Origin of the sequence: Actinomadura mexicana (genome assembly GCF_900188105.1) — a bacterium.
GTDB classification, from domain to species: Bacteria; Actinomycetota; Actinomycetes; order Streptosporangiales; family Streptosporangiaceae; genus Spirillospora; species Spirillospora mexicana.
In genome coordinates, this window is sequence record NZ_FZNP01000005.1 from 359711 (window position 1) to 377944 (window position 18234).

The window sequence follows — 18234 nt, forward strand, 5'->3', positions numbered from 1 at the left end:
CGAGGCGCGGCGAGGATGATGACCGGCATGACGACGGGAGATGGTGACGCCGGGGGGCGGCTGTTCCCGGAGGACCTCGACGGCGTCGACCCGGTCGCCGCGGTGCTGCTGGCGGACGCCCGCCGCGCCCTCGCCGCCTACCCGGAGCTGGTGGCCCTCGGCGCCGTGTACACCGCCGCCGAGCGGGTTCCGGGCGGCTGGCAGGTCGTGTGCCCGTTCGACCCGCTGCCGCAGGGCGCGCGCGAGATCCTCGCCGACCATCTGGAGGACCGGGCCGGGCCGGGCTCCGGTGCGCGGGCGCGCGACCTGGCGGCCGCGGCCAGGACGCTGCGGCGCGAGCCGGCCGACGAGGTGATCGCGGGCGGGCGGCGGTTCCGGATCGTGCGGATCGAGCAGCTGGCCCGCACCGGCCCGGACGGGCCCGAGCCGCCCCGCCCGACGGACCTGGACCCGCTGCCGGCGGGCGGCCGCGTCCCGCCCGCGCGGGCGGGCGAGCTGCTGCCGGACGACGGCCCGGCGTCCGACCTCGCGACCGCCGAGCTGCTGTGCCAGGTGCTGGACGCCGCGGCGGCCACGGGCAGCGAGCCGTCCGGCGCGTTCCTCACCCCGGTCGCGCTGGCGCCCGCGTTCACCGTCGCCGAGCGCGGCGAGCGGCGCTGGCGGCCCGTGGGGCGCCTGTACGACGCGCCGCAGCAGGCCCGCGACTCGCTGGCCACCTACTTCAGGCACGTGGTGCCCGCGGTGGAGAGCCCCGCCGAGGCCGACGTCGCCCGGTTCGCCGAGGCGGCGGAACTGATGGAGGACGACAGCCGCCGCAACGGCATCGCCGTCGCGGGCCGCCGCTTCCGCATCGTCCGCATCGAGCGGATCACCCTGATGGGCCCGGACGGCCCGGAGCCGCCGCGCCCTACGGACTTCGACGCCCGCTAGCGACGCCCGCCGCCCCGCCCCGCGCCTGCGGGCGGCGGGCGGCGGGCGGCCGGATCAGGCGGCCGGGTCGCCGTAGGCGGGGCGGTGCTCCTGGACGGACGCGGCGAGCTGGTCGGCGAGCTCGCCGACGTCGAGGCGCTTCTCGATCTGCCGCAGGTCGCCGATCTTGGCCCGGGTCTCGGCGCGGCGGGGGGCGAGCAGGGTGCAGCAGTCCTCGTCGGGAAGCTCGGAGATCGTCAGGGTGCGGATCCGGCGCGCCTGGTCCATGATCTCGACCTTGTCCATGCCGACGAGGGGCCGCAGGACGGGCAGCTCGACGGCGTCGTCCAGCGCGGTGATGTTGGCGAGGGTCTGGCTGGACACCTGGCCGAGCGCGTCGCCGGTGATCAGCGCGGAGCCGCGCAGCCGCCGGGCGAGGACCTCCCCGGTGCGCAGCATCAGCCGCCGCTGCGCGATCACCGCGAGCCGGTCGGCGCCGGACGACTTGATCTGCTGCTGCGCCTTGCCGAACGGCACGACGAACAGCCGGGACCCGGTCTGGAACTTGTCCAGCTCGCGGACCAGCGCGTACGCCTTGTAGATCGACTCGGGGCCGGTGAACGGCATGCCGGAGAAGTGCAGGTAGTCGACCCGCAGGCCGCGGCGCATCATCCGGTACGCGGCGACGGGCGAGTCGATGCCGCCGGACATCAGCACGAGGCCGCGGCCGCTCATCCCGACGGGCAGGCCGCCCTGCCCGGCCAGGCCGCCGGAGTAGACGAACACCTCGTCGCGGTCGACCTCGATCGACAGGGTGTGCTCGGGGTTCTTCAGCCGGACGGGCTGGCCGTAGCGGGCGCTGACGAGCGTGCCGATGTGCCGGTCGAGCTCGGTGGAGGTCATCGGGAACCGCTTGTCGCGGCGCCGGGACCGGATGGCGAACGTGCCGGTCCGCCCGTCCATGAGCTCCAGGGCAGCGCGCTCGACGCTGGCGAGGTCCTTGCCGACCCGCCAGGCGCGGTGCGCCCACACGATGCCCATGACGTCGGTGATCCGCTGCGCGACCCGCTCCATGGTGGCCAGGTCGGCGTCGTGCTTGCGGACGATGAACACGCCGTGGCGCCGGACGACGTCCACCCGGGCGACCGGCCGGACGGCGGTGCGCACGTTGTCGGCGAGGCGGCGCTCGAACTGCTCGCGGTTCTTGCCCTTGAGGACGACCTCGCCCAGTTTGAGCAGCACGCATGGCTCGCCGTCGACCGGCGACTGCTCCCGGACGTCCGCCGCGGTGCCGGGCGCGGTGTCGAGCGTGGTCATGCGTGATCCTCCTGGCGGGAACAGGTAAAGAGAGGACCTCCAGTGTGGCCCAGAGAGGCCAACACCGCGACCCGCATTCCCTGTTCCCGCCCGGCGGGACGATCAGCCGAAGAAGACCTCGGCCTCGGAGTAGCGCTCCAGCGGGACGGTCTTGAGCTCCTTGGTCGCCTCGTCGAGGCCGACGCGGACGATGTCGGTGCCCTGGAGGGCGACCATCTTGCCGTAGTCGCCGTCCTTGACCGCGTCGATCGCCTGGAGGCCGAAGCGGGTCGCGAGGACGCGGTCGAACGCGGTGGGGGTGCCGCCGCGCTGGATGTGCCCGAGCACGGTGGCGCGGGCCTCCTTGCCGGTGCGCTTCTCGATCTCGTCGGCGAGGGCCTGCCCGATGCCGCCGAGCCGGACGTGCCCGAACGCGTCCCGCTCCCCGGTCTGCAGCCGCATCTGCCCGTCGACGGGGTGCGCGCCCTCCGACACCACGATGATCGGGGCGTAGCGGGTCTTGAACCGGCTCTCCACGTACTGGCAGACCTTCTCGATGTCGAAGGGCCGCTCGGGGATGAGGATGACGTTGGCGCCGGCGGCCATGCCGACGTGCAGCGCGATCCAGCCCGCGTGCCGGCCCATGACCTCGCAGATCAGCGCGCGGTGGTGGCTCTCGGCGGTGGTGTGCAGCCGGTCGACGGCCTCCATGCCGATGTTCACCGCGGTGTCGAACCCGAACGTGTAGTCGGTCGCGTTCAGGTCGTTGTCGATCGTCTTGGGGACGCCGACGACGTTGACGCCGTTGGCGTACAGCTCGCTCGCGACGCCGAGGGTGTCCTCGCCGCCGATGGCGATCAGCGCGTCCACGCCGAGGCCCGCGAGGTTGTCCTTGATCCGCTCGACGCCGCCCTCGACCTTGACCGGGTTGGTCCGCGAGGACCCGAGGATCGTCCCGCCGCGGGGCAGGATCCCGCGCACGGCCTGGACGTCGAGGGCCACGGTGTCGCCTTCGAGGGGCCCGCGCCAGCCGGCCCGGAAGCCGACGAACTCGTACCCGTAGACCTGGACGCCCTTGCGGACGACCGCGCGGATCACCGCGTTCAGGCCGGGGCAGTCTCCGCCTCCGGTCAGCACTCCGACGCGCATGCCGTCACCTTCTCCCGCCACCGGGCTCCTCCCTTGGTCCACGTTCACAGACTAGTCGTCGCACGCGGCGGCACGGGCCCTTCGCCGAGTGTCCCGGCGCGCCGCCATTGGTCTAGACCATAGCCCGTGGCGGGGGCCCGCGGCACTTCGTTCGCGGGGACGGCGCCCTCAGCCGGACGGGTCCCGGCCGAAGACGCGGACCCGCCCCCGGAAGACCACCGCCGCTCCCCCCGGCACGCGCCGCACCGCCGCACCGCGCGGGCGCGGCGGATCCTGCCCGTCATAGGACCACCGGACCTCGGCCAGCGCGAGTTCCCGCGCCGCGCCGGCGGCGAGCCGGTCCCGGTCGTCGCGCGCGAAGTCCCAGCCGTCCCGGAAGGAGCCGCGCGCCGGGCGCTCGGCGGCCCACGCCGCGAAGGCCGCCTTCCAGGACGTCCCGTACGAGGCGGCCAGCACCGGCCAGGCGCGGGCGACCTCGCCCGCCCGCTTGAGCAGGATGCCGTGCGCGGCGGCCCGCACCGCCTCGGCGTCGAATCCCTCCGGCATGGGCCCGCCCGCCGTCATGGCCCGGACGAGCGCCTCCTGCGCCGCGGCGAGCCCGGCGTCGAATCCGCTCATGCTTCGTGCCCGCTCATGTGACGGGCGCCAGTCCGGAGGCCGCGGCGACGGCGTCCAGCTCGGCGCGCAGCTCCGCCGCGGGAGGGTAGCGGCCGTCGCGCTCCAGCAGGAGGCCGGGCGGGCGGTGCCGCGCGCACAGCTCGGCGACCAGGTCCAGCACCTCGGCGGGGACGGCGGCGGTGTGCGTGTCGTGGTACCGCCCGCCCTCCTGCGAGCCGCCGGCGACGTGGCAGTAGGCGATGCGGTCCAGGGGCAGGCGGTCGAGGAGGTCCGCGGGGTCCTCGCCCCGGTTGCGCGCGTTGGCGTACACGTTGGCGACGTCCAGCAGCAGGAGGGCGCCGGTGCGCTCCAGCAGCTCGGTGAGGAAGTCGGCCTCGGTGTACTCGGCGTCCGGCCAGTCGAAGAGCGCGGCGATGGGCTCGACGGCCAGCGGGACGGGCAGCTCCGCCTGCGTCCGGCGGATGTTGGCGGTCAGGGCGTCCAGCGCGGCCCGGGTGCGCGGCACCGGCAGCAGATGCCCCGCCTCGACGCCGCCCGCGCGGACGAACGCGACGTGCTCGCTCGCCAGCGGCGCGCCGAGCGCCTCGGCGCAGGCCGCCAGGTGCGCGACGCGCTCGGCGGCCACGGGCTCGGCGCCGCCGAGCGACAGCCGCACCCCGTGCGGGACGATCCGCGCGCCGCGGTCGCGCAGCGCGAGCAGCTCGGGGGCGGGACCCGCCGGGTGCACCGACTCGGCGATCACCTCGGTGAAGCGCAGCCCCGGCAGCGCGCCGACGAACCCGGCGATCTCGGGGCGCCAGCCGATCCCCACGCCCAGCCGCATCTCAGCTCCCTCCGCCGCAGCCGCCGCCCCCACCGCAACCGCTCCCCCCGCCGCAACCGCTCCCCCCGCCGCAGCCGCTCCCGCTCCCGCCGCCGCACGAGCCGCCGCCTCCGCAGGAGGAGGACGAGCACACCGCGGCGGTCGGGGAGCAGGTGAAAGTCACGGGGTCACCGGAGGAGGCCGAGGAGCCGCCGGCGGAGGCCACGGTCCCGCCCATCTCCAGGTACCGGCCGAGCCCCACGGTCTGGGCGAACGCCGGGTCGAGCGCCATGAGCGCGGCCGTGCCGAACAGCGCCACCCCCATCAGCGCGGCGGGGGCGGGCAGCCCCGGGCAGGACGGTCCGTTCGCCGGGTCGAGGGCGGGCTGGGACTCCCTGAGCCGCTCGACGGCCCGCTCGCCCTCCCGCGTCCGCTCGGCGCCCCGACCGAGGGTGAGGGCGCCGAAACCGAGGCCGGTCAGCGCGGCCAGCGGAACCACCTTGGCCGGCAACCCGTCGAAGGCGTCACTCACGACGAAGGCGGCGAAGCCGAGGAGGATCCATCCGTACATGACCAGCTGGAGGCGGTGCAGCCGGCGGCGCCCTGCCGGCCCGAGCACCATCCCCTGCCCGGCGAGCCCGTCGCGGAGCCGGCGGAGCGCCGCGCGCACGCCCGGCTCGGCGGTGACCTGCGCGAGCGTCTCGGCCCGCAGGTAGGCGATCGCCCAGAAGACCGCTGTGTCCAGGAGCGTCCCGGCCGCGCGCGAGTCGTCCCCGGGCGGCTCGACGGCCAGCAGCCGGCCGTCGGCGTAGGCGTCGACCGCGCCGTCCAGCCGCAGCGCCGTGACCGAGGCGGCGATCGCGTGGCGCCCCCCGCCGTTCAGATAGGCGACCTCGTACGGATGCAGCTCGCGCGTGGGGGGCGTACCCCGCAGCACCGCGGCCCGGATCCTTCGCAGGAGGGCCAGCAGCCCCAGCCCGACCAGGAGGTGGGCCGCGAGTAACCACAGTTGGGGGCCCAGGATCTCGTCCGCCATGACGTGCTCCCGTCGCGATGCGCTTCTACCCGGTTCGACGCGGGCGCCGCCACGGCGGTTCACCCCCGCGCTACTCCTCCTCGTCGAGACCCTTCTCGATGGCGTAGCGGACGAGTTCGACGCGGTTGTGGAGCTGGAGCTTGCCGAGGGTGTTCTGCACGTGGTTCTGCACCGTCCGGTGGGACAGGACGAGGCGCTGCGCGATCTGCTTGTACGTCAGCCCCTTCGCGACGAGGCGCAGCACCTCGGTCTCGCGCTCGGTCAGCCGCGGCGCGTCGTCGTCCTCGCGGGCGGGGGCGGCGGCGAGGCGGCGGTACTCGCCGAGGACGAGCCCGGCGAGGCCCGGGGTGAAGACGGCGTCGCCCTCGCCGGTCCGCCGGACGGCGTCGAGGAACTCCTCGCGGGCCGCGGACTTGAGCAGGTAGCCGGTCGCGCCCGCCTTCACCGCCTCCAGGACGTCCTGCTGCTCGCCGCTCGCCGACAGCACCAGCACGCGGACGGGCGGGTCGGCGGCGGCGAGGCGCCGGGTCACCTCCACCCCCCCGAGGTCGGGCAGCTGGAGGTCGACCACGGCGACCTGCGGGCGCGCGGCGGCCGCGATGCGGACGGCGGCGCGGCCCTCCCCCGCGGTCGCGACCACGTCGTGGCCGACCTCGGCCAGGTCGCGGGCCACCGCCTCGCGCCACATCGGGTGGTCGTCCACGACCATGACCCGCAGGGGCCTGAGGGGAACGTCGCTCACGGTCACACCCTAGCCCGCGGCACGGTCATCTCGACCTCGGTCCCGTCGCCCTCCGCGGAGACGATCGACACGGTGCCGCCGAGGTCGGCGATGCGGCCGCGGATGGACTGGGCGACGCCGAGCCGCCCGTCCGCCGCCGCCCGGTCCAGCCGCCCGGGGGGCATGCCCGGGCCGTCGTCGCGGACGCTGACGGTGACCGTGCCCTCCCCGTCCTCCAGCAGGACCCACGCGCGTGCGCCGTCGCCGCAGTGCCGCCGGACGTTGTCCAGGGCCGCCGCCACCGCCGCCTCGACCTCCCCGGCGGCCTGCGCCGGCAGCCGCACCTCCGTTGCGGGCGTCGAGACCGTCACGGAGGTGGAGGCGTGCCCGGTGAGCAGCGGGCGCAGGTCCGTCCCCGCGCCGGGGGCGGCCGCGGGCGGCGCCGCCGGGCCCGCGCCGACGAGGGAGCGCAGCGCCGCCTCCTGCTCGCCCGCGAGGCGGCCGAGCTCGGCCGCCTCGCCGCCGAGCTCGCCGCCGCGCCGCTGCACCATCGCCAGGACCTGCAGTACCGAGTCGTGGATGCGGCGCGCCAGCCGTTCCCGCTCGCGGGTCGCCGCCTCCAGCTCGACGGCCCGCGCCAGCCGCGCCTCCGCCTCCCGCGCCAGCCGCACGACGTGCCCGACGACGAGGCCGGCGAGGAACAGCAGCACGATGCCGTTGAACGTAGTGCCGCCGATGCCGCCGCTCGTCCCGGCGACCGCGTGCACCAGCAGGTTCGCGGCGGCCAGGACGGCCGCGGCGGCGATGCCGGCCCGCCGCCCGCCGACGACCGCCCACGCCAGCACCGCGGCCGCCACCCACGACACCGGCAGCGTCGGGCGTCCGGCGGCGATGTTCTCGGACGTCTCCACCCACGCCGTCGCCAGCACGCACCCCGCCGCGACGGCGAGGTCGGCGGCCGGCAGCACCCGGCCGCGGCGCCCCGGGCCGCCGGAGGCGAACGCGGCGGGCACGAAGGCGAACGACGCGTAGCCGGTCCATCCGGCCATGACGGCGAGGACCGCCCATCCGCCGAGCGGGTGGGCGTAGCCGCCGGAGTTCATGGCGATCACGACCGCCGCGTAGCACAGGGCCAGCCCGCGGTAGACGGCCACGGCCCGCCACAGGGCGGTCTCCAGGCCCGTCCCGCGCGGCTCAGCCGCCGTCACTCAGCCCTCCGTCGTCCTCGACCGGGCGCGCCCGCTTGCCGGCCATCTCGGCCTTCACCTCGGCGGCGTACCGGTCGACGTACTCCTGTTCCGACAGCTTCCTGATCGCCATCATGATCTCGTCGGTGATCTCGCGGAGCACCTCGTGGTCGTCCTCGCGGCCGTAGTGGCGGGAGAAGTCGAGGGGCTCGCCGAAACGGACGCCCGGCCGGATCCCGAGCCGCGGGTACGGCCGGCCGGGCGGCATCAGCTCGAACGTGTTGACCATCGCCATCGGGATCACCGGCACGCGCGACTTCAGCGCCAGCCGCGCGACCCCCGTCTTGCCGCGGTACAGCCGGTTGTCGGGGGCCCGGGTGCCCTCGGGGTAGATGCCGAGCAGCCGGCCCTCGGCGAGGATCCGCAGCCCGGTCTGCAGCGCCGCCTCGGCCGCCGAGCCGCCGGTCCGGTCGACCGGCACCACCCCGACGCCGGTGAAGAAGCCCTTGCTGAGCAGGCCCTTGATCCCCCTGCCGGTGAAGTAGTCCTCCTTGCCGATGAAGTAGATCGGGCGCATCAGGGGCAGCGGGCCGAAGAAGTGGTCGGCGAACGACTGGTGGTTGCTCACCATCAGCGCCGGCCCGCGCTTCGGGACGTTGCGCACCCCCCGGTTCCGCGGCCACCACAGCAGGTACATGACCGGGGAGAGGACGATCCTCAGCAGGATCCAGAACCAGAGCATCGTATGCGGGTACCTTTCCCTCGGACCGGACGCCCCCGCGCGGGCGTGCCCCGGTCCTGGCCGACGGGGATGATGGGACATCCTCCCACTGTCCGTCCCGCCGATCTACCGACCGGTACCCGTCACCGGAACCCGGTCGCGCCCCGGCGGCGGGCCGGGAATAACCGTAGGCTCGGAGCGGTAAATCTCAATCGGGTGCGCCGGGGGGCTTGTCCCGGGCGGCGCAGCGAATACCGTGGGACACACGTTTCGGGGTGTCAGGGAGTGCCTCCGCACGGGGGCGACCGGGCATCACATGTCAATGGGGGGAGCGGAGGCCGCCATGCCGGTGCTGTCGGTCACGCCGGAGTCGTCGAAGGAGCCGGCCCCGTGAATCGCCGTGGCAATGGACTGTCAGCGGAGACCTACGCCCCACTGGTCGACCTCGCGCCGCATCTCGCGGACGCGATGCTGTCGGCGCTCGGCGAGGCGGGCGTGGCGGCCTACGCGGCGTCCCCGTCCGGCCTGCCGGAGATCGCCGAGGCGGCCGCGGAGCCGGTCGCCGGCGACGTCCTCGACCGGCTGTACGTGGACGTCGAGATGAAACCGGCCGCCGAGGGCATCCTGCGCGTGCACCTCGCCCGGCTGCGCGAGGCCTCCGCCCGCGGTTCCGACGGCGAGCGCGAGGGCGCCGAGCTCGCCGACGCCGACCCGCTCGGCGCCGACCGGCCGGACGCCGCGGAGCGCGCCGGCACCGGCCTCGCCGACCCGGGCAAGGGCCAGGCGGGCGGCGCCGCCGACCGCGACGAGGACGCCATCTGGGCCGAGATCGTCGCCGGGTACGACGCCGTCCCCGAGGGCGACGAGGTCCCCTGGCCCGACGAGGAGAACATCGGCGAGCCCGCCGGCCCCCGGGGCGAGGGCGAGGACCGCACCGGGCGGCTGCCCCGCGCCCGCGTGATCAAGCCGGCCGACGAGCCGTCGTCCCCGGCCGGCGACGACGATGACGACGAGGGGCACTACGTCCCGCCGCCTCCCCCGCCGCTGCCGAGCGCCGACCCGCTCACCAAGGGCGCCTGGATCGCGCTGATCGGCGGCCCCGTCTACCTGCTGGTCACCGTCATCCTCGACTGGGAGGTCCCCGGCTGGGCCGCCTTCCTGGCCGTCGCCGCGTTCATCGGCGGCTTCGTCACCCTCGTCCTGCGCATGGGCGACGAGCCCCGCGATCCCGACGACGGGGCCGTCGTCTAGGGCAGCGCCAGCTCGGCCAGTACGGGCCGGTGGTCGGTGGCCAGGGGATGGTCGCCGGCGTCGTCGGGCGGTACCCCGCACGCGATGATCCGCACGGCCGGGTCGGCGAAGACGCCGTCGATGCGGCGCTTCGGGTCGCGCGCGGTGAAGGTGCGTTCCCCGCCCGCCGGAGCGGTCGCGTGGCAGTCCTGGAAGCGGTCGGTCAGCAGCGACCAGGAGGGGCCGCCAGGCTCCTCGTTGACGTCGCCCGCGAGGACCACCGGGGCGCCGTGGCGGTCGCGGGCGCGGTCCAGGTGGGCGAGGATCTCGTGGACGTGCCGCAGGCGCGGGCCGCCCGCCAGGTCCAGGTGGGTGCTCGCGGCGATCAGGCGGGCGCCGCCGACCTCCAGGACGGCGATCGCGAGGGCACGGCGGTGCAGGCCCGGGTCCGGGGTGAGCAGGTGGAACTCGCGGGCCACGCGGCGCACCCGCGGCGCGGCGAGGACGGCGAGGCCGCAGGCCCGTCGCCCGGCCGCGATCCGCAGGCCGCACGCCCGCGCCAGGCGGCGGCGCTGCAGCCGCCACCCCCAGAAGCGCGGGACCTCCTGCACGCACACCACGTCCGGGGCGTTCGCACGGACGACGCGGGCCACGGCGGCCGGGTCGTCGCGCAGCGACCGGACGTTGTAGGAGAGCAGCCGGACGGCGGCCACGCCTAGACGATCACGTCCTGGAACGGGCGGACGCGGGCCAGGTCGGCGGCGCCGACGATGCCCGCCGCGGAGCCCAGCTCCGCGATCCGGATGTCGGGCAGCGGGCGGTGGCCGCGGCCGGTCAGGGCGTCCTCGAACGCGGCGCGGATCGGGTCGAGCAGCAGGTCGCCGGCGTCCGAAAGGCCGCCGCCGATGATGAAGGCGCCCGGATCGAGGATCGCGCTGAGGTCGGCCAGGCCCTGGCCCGCCCAGTGCGCGATCGTCCTGAAGCACTCCAGCGCCGCCTTGTCGCCCTCCCGGGCCGCCTGCGACACCTCGGGGCCGCTGATGCCCTCGGGCCGCCCGTCGCCGAGCTCCAGCAGGCGCCCAGCCATCGCGGGCGCCACCCGGGCCAGGTCGCGCGCCTCGTGCACGAGGGCGTTGCCGCTGGCGTACTGCTCCCAGCAGCCGCGGTTGCCGCAGCCGCAGCGGCGCCCGTCCGGGACGACCCGGAAGTGCCCCATCTCCGCGCCGATGCCGAACCGGCCCCGGTAAAGCTCGCCGTTGATGATGATGCCGCCGCCGATGCCGGTGCCGAGGGCCACCAGGACGAGGAAGTTCTCGCCGCGCCCGGCGCCGAACCGGGCCTCGCCCCACGCGGTGGCGTTGCCGTCGTTCTCCACGACGACGGGCAGCCCGACGAGGCTCTCCACCTTCTCCTTGATCGGCTCGTCGCGCCAGGCGAGGTTCGGCGCGAACAGCACGGTGGAGCGGGTCTCGTCGACGAAGCCCGCCGTGCCGAGCCCGACCGCCGAGACCGCCTCGTACTTGCTCTTGAGCAGGTCGACGACCTCGGCGATGGTCTCGGCGGTCTCCTTGGGGTTGGTCGTGGGAGTCGGCCGGCGGACCTTCTCCAGGATCGTCCCCCGGTCGTCGACGACCCCCGCGGCCACCTTCGTGCCGCCCACATCCACGCCGATGGTCAGGGCCATGTAACCCTTCCTCCTCCTCGCGTCGCCCCTGGCTGGAGCCACTCCCGCTCTACCCGATGTCGATGGGGCCGCCGGTGGCGGCCGACCACGGGTCGCCCGGATCGGGACGTTCCGACCGATCCGACGTACCCGCCCGCGCGCCCTCCGACGCCTCCGGCGGCCCCGTCCGGCCGGACCGCCGCGTCCGGTGGGACTCCTGCGCCCGGTCGGACGCGCGGGTCCGCTCGAACGCCGCCACGACGTCCAGCGCGGCGGCGACCAGGGACTGCCCGGCCTCGCGCAGGTGCCGTCCCACGTCGCCGCCGGACTCCCGCTTGATCGCGATGGCCCGGCAGACCGGGCAGTCGCGGCACTCGGGGGCGCCGGTGGCGATGTGCGGCCCGCGCGCCTCCCCGGCCGGCCCGCCGGGCGGCTCGTCGGCGATGGCACGGTCCCATACGTCCCCGGCCGGCTCGTCCCGGCCCGCGCGCTCGTCCCGGCCGCCGCCGCCCACCCGCCTGATCAGCGCGTCGACGAGCTTGGCCGCCTCGTCCAGGACGTCGCCCGACTGGTCGCTCATGTCTCCATCTTCCATCCGTCGTCGGCGTGAACGGTATCGCCTCCGCGCCGTGTTCAGGCCACCACCCGCGGGCGGGCTCAGCCCTCCACGTGACGCTTGAGGCCCTTGAGGGCGGAGTCGGTGATCCGCTTCTCGCCCTTGCGCTTCACCATGCCGATCATGGGGATGCGGACGTCCACGGCCAGCTCGTAGGTCACCTCGGTGACGCCGTCCTCCTCGGCCAGGGCGTAGGTGCCGTGCAGCCCCGTGACGACCGTGCCCGGCTCCACCAGCTCCCACGTCACCCGGTCGTCGCCCTCCCAGGTGTAGGCGAGCCCGACGGTGTCGCTGAACGGGCCGCCGTCGAACGTGAGGCGGGCGCGGGCGGCCCGGCCGTCCTCGCCCCTCTCCTGCACGGTGAACTCGCGGATGCCGCTCGCCCACTCCGGGTACGCCTCGAGATCGGCGATCACCGCCATGATCTCGGACCTCCCGGCCTTGACCGTGATGGAGGTACTCGTGCGGTCCGCCATCTGCGTCTCCCTCCGGCTCGCCCCGAACCCCTGCGGGCCCGCTGTCCCTAGAGAAGTATGGTTCACACCGTCAGGACGTAGGGCACACCGCGCACGCGGAAGTGCCCGACGTTCACGCATTCGGTGCGGCCGATGCGGGTCCGGCTCGCGAGCGGCTGGTGGACGTGCCCGAACAGAACGTACTTCGGCTGCGTGCGGTGGATCGCCTCCAGGACCGCCTCGCTGCCGCGCTCGAACCTGCGCGCCACGGTGTCGTACAGCAGTTCGGGGACGGCGGGCGGGATGTGGCAGCACAGCACGTCCACCGCGCCGACCGCCTCGACCTTGGCCGCGTAGGCGTCCTCGTCCAGCTCGTAGGGGGTGCGGTACTCGGTGCGCAGGCCGCCCCCGACGAACCCGAACCGCAGGCCGCCGATCTCGGTGGTCTGGCCGTCCAGGACGTGGTGGCCGTCGCGCAGGTGCGCGTCCCACAGCCGGGGGACGTCGACGTTGCCGTAGGTCAGGTACGCCGGGGCGGGCATGGCCGCGAACAGCTCGGCGTACTGGCGGTTCACGGCCCGTTCGATGTGCGGCCGGGCGTCCCCCTCCAGCGAGGCCCACAGGCCCCGGGAGAACTCGCGGGCCTCGTCGAAGCGCTTCTCGGTGCGCAGCCCGATGAAGCGGTCCGCGTTGTCCTGGCCGAACAGGTCGGCGAAGATCCCCTGCCCGTGGTCGTGGTAGTCGATGAACAGGATCAGGTCGCCCAGGCAGATGAGGGCGTCCGCACCGTCCGCCGCGCCCGCCAGCGCGTCCGCGCGGCCGTGGACGTCGCTCACCACATGGATCCTCATGAACCGAATGTAATAGTGCTGACCGCCGGAGTGAACGGGCGGGTCGCGGCGGACGGCGCTCCTTCGGTCCTTGAAGGCACGGCCGGCGAGAAGCCGTCAGCCGGCGGCGGCCGCCACGAGGGTGCGCCACTCGCGCACCAGGACGGGGTCCACCCGCGCGTCCCAGTCGCCGTCCGGTCGCACGGCCGTGCCCACGTGGAACGCGGTGACGCCCGCGGCGGCGAGGACGGCGACGTGCTTGCGGCGCAGCCCGCCCCCGGCCATGATCATCTTGGCGGCGGCGGGGTCCTCGGCCGCGCGCCGGACGAGGACGTCGACCCCCGCGTCCACGCCCCGGGCCGAGCCCGCCGTCAGCACCGTGTCCAGGCGGCCGCCGAACGCGCGGACGGCGCCCCACGCCTGGGCGGGGTCGGCGGCGTGGTCCAGCGCCCGGTGGAAGGTCCAGGGCAGCGGGTCGGTGTCGGCGGCGAGCTTGCCGGTGGCGCCCGCGTCGACGTGCCCGGAGGAGTCGAGGAAGCCGAGCACGAACCCGTCGGCGCCCGCGTCGGCGAGGCCCGCCGCGGCGCGCCGCAGCCGGTCCAGTTCGGCCCCGGTGGTGCGGAACCCCGCGTTCGCGCGCAGCATCACCCGCATCGGCACGGACGTGGCCTCGCGGATGGCCGCGACGAGGTCGGGGTCGGGGGTGAGCCCGTCCGCGGCCATGTCGGCGACGACCTCGATGCGGTCGGCGCCGCCCTCCTGCGCCGCGCGCGCGTCGGCCACGGTCAGCGCGATCACTTCGAGCAGCGGCATGGCGACCCCCGGAACCCGTTTGCGTTGTGCGACCGGCTCAAGGGTAGGCGACCCGGCGGCGCGCGCCGGGGGCCGACGGGCGGTCTTTGCCGTGCCGTTAACCGGCGCGGTTCGCGGCGCGATTACTACTCGTGGGTATCATGCGGCAACGGAGGAGTTCGCGCGCTCAGGCCGGACGGCCCGGTGCGCCGCGGGGCTCCCCGCCGTCCTCGTAGACCGACGACAGGAGTGGGCCGTGCGCGAGTTCAGCGTCCCCGCGATGGTGGAGGTACCCGACTCCGCCACTCTGACCGACGCGCCCTTCACCCGGGCCGTCGAAGAGCCGGGCCGGATCGTGCTGCGCCGCAGGAGCGGCGACGCGTGGAGCGCCGTCACCGCGGCGGAGTTCGCCGCCGAGACGGCCGGGGTCGCCAAGGGCCTGGCCGCCGCCGGCGTCGGGCCCGGCGACCGGGTGTGCCTGCTGTCGCGGACCCGCTACGAGTGGACGGTCCTGGACTACGCGATCTGGGCGGCGGGCGCGGTCTCCGTCCCGATCTACGAGACGTCCTCCGCCGAGCAGATCGAGTGGATCGTCGGCGACTCCGGGGCCACGGCCGTGTTCGCCGAGACCGCGGCGCACGTGGCGACCGTCGAGGAGATCCGGGACCGGCTCCCCGGGCTGGCGCACGTGTGGGGCATCGACGCGGGCGGGGTCGCGGAGGTCACCCGGCTCGGCGCGGACGTCGGCGACGACGTCGTCGAGGAGCGCCGCCGGTCCCGCTCCGCCGCGGACATCGCCACGCTCGTCTACACCTCCGGCACCACCGGGCGCCCCAAGGGCTGCGAGATCACCCACGGGAACCTGGTGGCGACCGCCCGCAACGCCGTGCAGGGGGCGATCGCCGAGATCGCCGTCGAGGGCAGTTCCACCCTGCTGTTCCTGCCGCTGGCGCACGTGTTCGCCCGGCTGATCGAGGTCGCCACCATCGAGGGCGGCATCGTGCTCGGGCACAGCGACGTCCCGAACCTGCTGCCGGACCTGGCCTCGTTCCGGCCGACGTTCCTGCTCGCCGTCCCGCGCGTGTTCGAGAAGGTCTACAACGGCGCCGAGCAGAAGGCCGCGGCCGACGGCAAGGGCAAGATCTTCAAAACGGCGGCCGAGACCGCGGTGGCCTACAGCCGGGCCCTGGACGACGGCGGCCCCGGCTTCGGGCTGAAGGCCCGGCACAAGGTCTTCGACGTGCTCGTGTACCGCAAGCTGCGCGCCGCGGTCGGCGGCAGGGTGCAGTACGCGGTGTCCGGCGGCGCCGCGCTCGGCGAGCGCCTCGGGCACTTCTTCCGCGGTGTCGGCATCACGATCCTGGAGGGCTACGGCCTCACCGAGACGACCGCGCCCGCCGCCGTCAACCGGCCCTCCGCCCTCAAGATCGGCACGGTGGGCCCGCCGATCCCCGGCGTCGACGTGCGCATCGCCGAGGACGGCGAGGTCCTCGTGCGCGGCGTCAACGTCCTGCGCGGCTACTGGAACAACGAGACCGCCACCAAGGAGGCCCTGGAGGACGGCTGGCTCCACACCGGCGACCTCGGCTCCCTCGACGAGGAGGGCTTCCTGAGCATCACCGGCCGGAAGAAGGAGATCCTGGTCACCGCGGCGGGCAAGAACGTGGCGCCGGCCCCGCTGGAGGACCGGCTCCGCGCGCACCCGCTGATCAGCCAGTGCCTCGTCGTCGGCGACGGCCGCAAGTTCATCAGCGCGCTCGTCACCCTGGACGAGGAGGCGCTCGGCCCGTGGAAGGCCCGGCACGGCAAGCCCGAGGCGATGACGGTGGACGAGCTGCGCCGCGACCCCGACCTCGTCGCCGAGATCGAGGCCGCGGTCGCCGACGCCAACAGGTCGGTCAGCCACGCCGAGGCGATCAAGAAGCACGTCGTCCTCGGCGTCGACTTCACCGAGGAGGCCGGCCACATGACGCCGAGCCTGAAGGTGAAGCGCAACGTGGTGATGAAGGACTTCGCCGACGAGATCGACGCCCTCTACACCGGCTGAGCCGGGGCGCCCCGCGCGGTCAGGCGCCCGGCCCGCCGCCGGGCGCGGGGCGCAGGGCGGCGACGGCGTCCTCGACCGGGGTGGAGCCGTTGAGCAGGTCCAGCGTGTGGCGCCCGACGTCGCCGGCGTCCAGCAGCGCCGCGACCACCGCCGCCACGTCGTCGCGGGTGACCGCGCCGTGCCCGATCGGCGGCTCGGCCAGCGCCACCAGGCCGGTGGGCGGGTCGTCGGTGAGGCGGCCCGGCCGCAGGATCAGCCAGTCCAGGGCGTCGCGGCGCCGCAGGTCGTCCTCGGCCTCGCCCTTGGCCCTGATGTAGGCCTCCCAGACCTCGTCGCGCCCGGGCGCGGGCGGCTCGCCGGCGCCCATCGCGGAGATCTGCACGAAGCCGCGGACGCCCGCGCGCTCGGCCGCGTCCGCCGCCAGCACCGCGGCGCCGCGGTCGACGGTGTCCTTGCGCGCCACGCCGCTGCCCGGGCCCGCCCCGGCGGCGAACACGACGGCGTCCGCACCGGTCAGGTGGCCGGCGACCTCGTCGGCGGTCGCCGACTCCAGGTCGCACACGACCGGCCCGGCGCCGGCGTCCCGGACGTCCCCGGCGTGGCCGGGGTTGCGGATGATGCTCAGCACGGTGTCCCCCCGTGCGGCCAGCAGCCGGGACAGCCGCAGCGCGATCTGCCCGTGCCCGCCCGCGATCACGATGTTCATGCCGCGATCGTAGGACGCCGGAGACCCGGACGCGCGGACGCGCGCCCGGGTCCCGCGGACCCGTTCCGCTCAGCGGCGGCGCCCGATCCGCGTCCCGGCCCTGGCGCCGTTGATCGCTTTGACCGCCTTGGCCATCAGCTGGTCGTCCATCACGTTGATGAGGTCGCCGTGGTCGGTCACCGGGTCGTGGCCCGATTCGGGAAAGCTGTCCAGCGCGAACGCCAGCGGCTTGGCCGGCACGTTGTAGGCCAGGGTCATCCGCAGCTGCGGCACGGCCTTGGTGCCCTGCGGGCACTGCCCCGTCCGCGGGTCCGCGAACTGGATGTGGTCGCGGTGGTTGGCGCTGTCGGTGTTCTGACCGTCCCAGCAGCTCGGGAAGTTGAGCACGCGCTCCACCTTGCTGCCCCGCGGGCACAGCGGGTACTTGTCGGTGAACGCCCGGTTCTCGAAGCCGCTGCACGTCCAGCTCGCGTGCGCGTTCTTCAGGCCGTTCGTCACGGCCTTGGCGTCACCGGTGGCGACGCGGATGAAACGCGGCATCGCGGTCACCTTGGCGCGCGGGTTGCCGAGGTACTGGATCTTCACGCTCGACGGGGTGACGATGCTGCCGACGTTGCCGTCCGCCTGGCTCTGCTGCGCCCGGTCCGATCCGTCCTGCCCGCCGCGGAGGCGGATCACCGGCCAGAAGTAGGCCGACTTGTCGCCGTTGGTGCAGGTCGTCCCGGCGGCGGCGAAGGTCTCGTCGGTGGAGAACGCGTTCGTGTCGAGGTTGCCGACGTAGTCGTGGATGTGATGCGCGCCGTTCACGACGCCCGGGGCCGCGAGCACGTTGTCGGGGTTGCTGTGGGCCTGGCCCTTGTTCACGCCGCAGCTGGACGCGAACACGCCGGTCGAGGCCTGGCGGCCGCGGCGGGGCTGCTGCACACGCGGCGCCTTGCGGATGTCGACGAACTGGTCCGCGCGCAGGCTCGGATTCGTCGGGGTCTGGTTGCCCTGACCGCCGTTCTGCCCGCCGTTCTGCCCGCCGTTCTGCCCGCCGTTCTGGCCGCCGTTCTGCTGACCGCCGTCGCCTATCGGGCCGCCGTCGCCCATCTGGCCGCCGTCACCCATCTGACTGCCATCGCCCATCTGACCGCCATCGCCCATCTGACCGCCGTCGCCCATCTGACCGCCGGGCTGCTGGCCGCCCTGAGGGTCGGTCGGGGGATCGGTCGACGGGGCGGCCGACGGATCGGCCGGCGGGGCGCTCGGCGCGTTCGTCTGGCCGACGCCCTGGAAGTTCGGAATGCCGGTGCCGCCGTCGGCGGGCCGGGCCGGGTAGGCGGCCGGATTCGCCGCCCCGGGGGTGTTCTGCTGCGCCGCCGCGCCGGGGGTCCCCTGGCAGGCCGTCGCGACCAGGGTGAGCGCCGGGATCAACGCGGCGAAGGCTTTCTTCTTTCGTCCCATCGGAAAACTG

The 18234-nt window shown here is 74.9% G+C and carries 19 protein-coding genes; 3 read left to right on the top strand and 16 right to left on the bottom strand.

Annotation, left to right across the window (positions count from 1 at the left end; all coding sequences use genetic code 11):
- Positions 1-27 precede the first annotated feature (27 nt).
- On the top strand, positions 28-930 hold the full coding sequence (locus CHC11_RS15580) for a DUF5954 family protein (RefSeq protein WP_143227077.1): 903 nt from the start codon (positions 28-30) through the stop codon (positions 928-930).
- A gap of 54 nt (positions 931-984) precedes the next feature.
- Here the strand turns inward: CHC11_RS15580 and thiI are convergent, their stop codons facing one another.
- The 8 genes from thiI to CHC11_RS15620 form a co-directional block, all read right to left on the bottom strand.
- The gene (gene thiI / locus CHC11_RS15585) at positions 985-2226 is read right to left on the bottom strand and encodes a tRNA uracil 4-sulfurtransferase ThiI (RefSeq protein ID WP_089312427.1); all 1242 of its coding nucleotides are present in this window, start codon (positions 2224-2226) and stop codon (positions 985-987) included.
- A 102-nt stretch (positions 2227-2328) separates the two neighbouring features.
- Positions 2329-3354 (bottom strand): 6-phosphofructokinase, encoded by a 1026-nt coding sequence (locus CHC11_RS15590; RefSeq protein WP_089312428.1) that lies wholly within the window; start codon positions 3352-3354, stop codon positions 2329-2331.
- A gap of 168 nt (positions 3355-3522) precedes the next feature.
- Positions 3523-3972: an SCO6045 C-terminal-like domain-containing protein gene (locus CHC11_RS15595; RefSeq protein ID WP_089312429.1), complete on the bottom strand. Its 450-nt coding sequence runs from the start codon at positions 3970-3972 to the stop codon at positions 3523-3525.
- Between the two features lie 13 nt (positions 3973-3985).
- Positions 3986-4795, bottom strand: coding sequence for an MbnB/TglH/ChrH family RiPP precursor modification enzyme (locus tag CHC11_RS15600; RefSeq protein WP_089312430.1), 810 nt, complete (start codon positions 4793-4795; stop codon positions 3986-3988).
- A gap of 1 nt (position 4796) precedes the next feature.
- Positions 4797-5810: a TIGR04222 domain-containing membrane protein gene (locus CHC11_RS41330; protein ID WP_089312431.1), complete on the bottom strand. Its 1014-nt coding sequence runs from the start codon at positions 5808-5810 to the stop codon at positions 4797-4799.
- Positions 5811-5880: 70 nt separating this feature from the next.
- Positions 5881-6519, bottom strand: a complete 639-nt coding sequence (locus CHC11_RS15610; RefSeq protein ID WP_089312607.1) for a response regulator — start codon at positions 6517-6519, stop codon at positions 5881-5883.
- Positions 6520-6554: 35 nt separating this feature from the next.
- On the bottom strand, positions 6555-7739 hold the full coding sequence (macS, locus tag CHC11_RS15615; RefSeq protein WP_245919246.1) for a MacS family sensor histidine kinase: 1185 nt from the start codon (positions 7737-7739) through the stop codon (positions 6555-6557).
- Entirely contained in the window at positions 7726-8460 is a 735-nt protein-coding gene (locus CHC11_RS15620) for a lysophospholipid acyltransferase family protein (RefSeq protein WP_089312432.1), read from the bottom strand. Before CHC11_RS15620 ends, macS begins: the two co-directional genes overlap by 14 nt.
- 369 nt (positions 8461-8829) lie before the next feature.
- On the opposite strand from CHC11_RS15620, the gene CHC11_RS15625 reads away from it, so the two are divergent.
- A complete protein-coding gene (locus CHC11_RS15625; RefSeq protein WP_089312433.1) occupies positions 8830-9690 on the top strand; it encodes a hypothetical protein in 861 nt (286 codons plus the stop codon).
- Here CHC11_RS15625 and CHC11_RS15630 read toward each other — a convergent pair.
- The 6 genes from CHC11_RS15630 to CHC11_RS15655 form a co-directional block, all read right to left on the bottom strand.
- Positions 9687-10382 (bottom strand): endonuclease/exonuclease/phosphatase family protein, encoded by a 696-nt coding sequence (locus CHC11_RS15630; RefSeq protein WP_089312434.1) that lies wholly within the window; start codon positions 10380-10382, stop codon positions 9687-9689. The genes CHC11_RS15625 and CHC11_RS15630 overlap by 4 nt on opposite strands.
- A 2-nt stretch (positions 10383-10384) precedes the next feature.
- A complete protein-coding gene (locus CHC11_RS15635; RefSeq protein WP_089312435.1) occupies positions 10385-11353 on the bottom strand; it encodes an ROK family glucokinase in 969 nt (322 codons plus the stop codon).
- Positions 11354-11402: 49 nt separating this feature from the next.
- The gene (locus tag CHC11_RS15640) at positions 11403-11912 is read right to left on the bottom strand and encodes a hypothetical protein (protein WP_089312436.1); all 510 of its coding nucleotides are present in this window, start codon (positions 11910-11912) and stop codon (positions 11403-11405) included.
- A gap of 77 nt (positions 11913-11989) precedes the next feature.
- Positions 11990-12424 carry an SRPBCC family protein gene (locus CHC11_RS15645; RefSeq protein WP_089312437.1) on the bottom strand — a complete coding sequence of 145 codons (435 nt, stop codon included), beginning with the start codon at positions 12422-12424 and terminating at the stop codon, positions 11990-11992.
- A 62-nt stretch (positions 12425-12486) separates the two neighbouring features.
- Positions 12487-13254 carry a metallophosphoesterase family protein gene (locus CHC11_RS15650; protein ID WP_089312438.1) on the bottom strand — a complete coding sequence of 256 codons (768 nt, stop codon included), beginning with the start codon at positions 13252-13254 and terminating at the stop codon, positions 12487-12489.
- Between the two features lie 96 nt (positions 13255-13350).
- Positions 13351-14046 carry a copper homeostasis protein CutC gene (locus CHC11_RS15655; RefSeq protein ID WP_089312439.1) on the bottom strand — a complete coding sequence of 232 codons (696 nt, stop codon included), beginning with the start codon at positions 14044-14046 and terminating at the stop codon, positions 13351-13353.
- 235 nt (positions 14047-14281) lie between these two features.
- Here CHC11_RS15655 and CHC11_RS15660 point away from each other — a divergent pair, with 235 nt between their 5' ends.
- The gene (locus CHC11_RS15660; protein ID WP_089312440.1) at positions 14282-16072 is read left to right on the top strand and encodes an AMP-dependent synthetase/ligase; all 1791 of its coding nucleotides are present in this window, start codon (positions 14282-14284) and stop codon (positions 16070-16072) included.
- A 19-nt stretch (positions 16073-16091) separates the two neighbouring features.
- On the opposite strand, the gene CHC11_RS15665 is transcribed toward CHC11_RS15660, so the two are convergent.
- Together CHC11_RS15665 and CHC11_RS15670 are read right to left on the bottom strand one after the other, a co-directional pair.
- A complete protein-coding gene (locus CHC11_RS15665) occupies positions 16092-16778 on the bottom strand; it encodes an NAD(P)H-binding protein (protein ID WP_089312441.1) in 687 nt (228 codons plus the stop codon).
- Positions 16779-16847: 69 nt separating this feature from the next.
- A complete protein-coding gene (locus CHC11_RS15670; protein WP_089312442.1) occupies positions 16848-18224 on the bottom strand; it encodes a DUF1996 domain-containing protein in 1377 nt (458 codons plus the stop codon).
- Positions 18225-18234 lie beyond the last annotated feature (10 nt).

What these genes read in the sequence shown, in the direction of transcription:
- CHC11_RS15635 (WP_089312435.1), bottom strand. Translation starts at nt 11,353, where the DNA reads ATGGCCCTGACCATCGGCGTGGATGTGGGCGGCACGAAGGTGGCCGCG.
- thiI (WP_089312427.1), bottom strand. Translation starts at nt 2,226, where the DNA reads ATGACCACGCTCGACACCGCGCCCGGCACCGCGGCGGACGTCCGGGAG.
- CHC11_RS15665 (WP_089312441.1), bottom strand. Translation starts at nt 16,778, where the DNA reads ATGAACATCGTGATCGCGGGCGGGCACGGGCAGATCGCGCTGCGGCTG.
- CHC11_RS15655 (WP_089312439.1), bottom strand. Translation starts at nt 14,046, where the DNA reads ATGCCGCTGCTCGAAGTGATCGCGCTGACCGTGGCCGACGCGCGCGCG.
- CHC11_RS15620 (WP_089312432.1), bottom strand. Translation starts at nt 8,460, where the DNA reads ATGCTCTGGTTCTGGATCCTGCTGAGGATCGTCCTCTCCCCGGTCATG.
- CHC11_RS15595 (WP_089312429.1), bottom strand. Translation starts at nt 3,972, where the DNA reads ATGAGCGGATTCGACGCCGGGCTCGCCGCGGCGCAGGAGGCGCTCGTC.
- CHC11_RS15640 (WP_089312436.1), bottom strand. Translation starts at nt 11,912, where the DNA reads ATGAGCGACCAGTCGGGCGACGTCCTGGACGAGGCGGCCAAGCTCGTC.
- CHC11_RS15650 (WP_089312438.1), bottom strand. Translation starts at nt 13,254, where the DNA reads ATGAGGATCCATGTGGTGAGCGACGTCCACGGCCGCGCGGACGCGCTG.
- CHC11_RS15670 (WP_089312442.1), bottom strand. Translation starts at nt 18,224, where the DNA reads ATGGGACGAAAGAAGAAAGCCTTCGCCGCGTTGATCCCGGCGCTCACC.
- CHC11_RS15645 (WP_089312437.1), bottom strand. Translation starts at nt 12,424, where the DNA reads ATGGCGGACCGCACGAGTACCTCCATCACGGTCAAGGCCGGGAGGTCC.
- CHC11_RS15610 (WP_089312607.1), bottom strand. Translation starts at nt 6,519, where the DNA reads ATGGTCGTGGACGACCACCCGATGTGGCGCGAGGCGGTGGCCCGCGAC.
- CHC11_RS15590 (WP_089312428.1), bottom strand. Translation starts at nt 3,354, where the DNA reads ATGCGCGTCGGAGTGCTGACCGGAGGCGGAGACTGCCCCGGCCTGAAC.
- CHC11_RS15600 (WP_089312430.1), bottom strand. Translation starts at nt 4,795, where the DNA reads ATGCGGCTGGGCGTGGGGATCGGCTGGCGCCCCGAGATCGCCGGGTTC.
- CHC11_RS15580 (WP_143227077.1), top strand. Translation starts at nt 28, where the DNA reads ATGACGACGGGAGATGGTGACGCCGGGGGGCGGCTGTTCCCGGAGGAC.
- CHC11_RS41330 (WP_089312431.1), bottom strand. Translation starts at nt 5,810, where the DNA reads ATGGCGGACGAGATCCTGGGCCCCCAACTGTGGTTACTCGCGGCCCAC.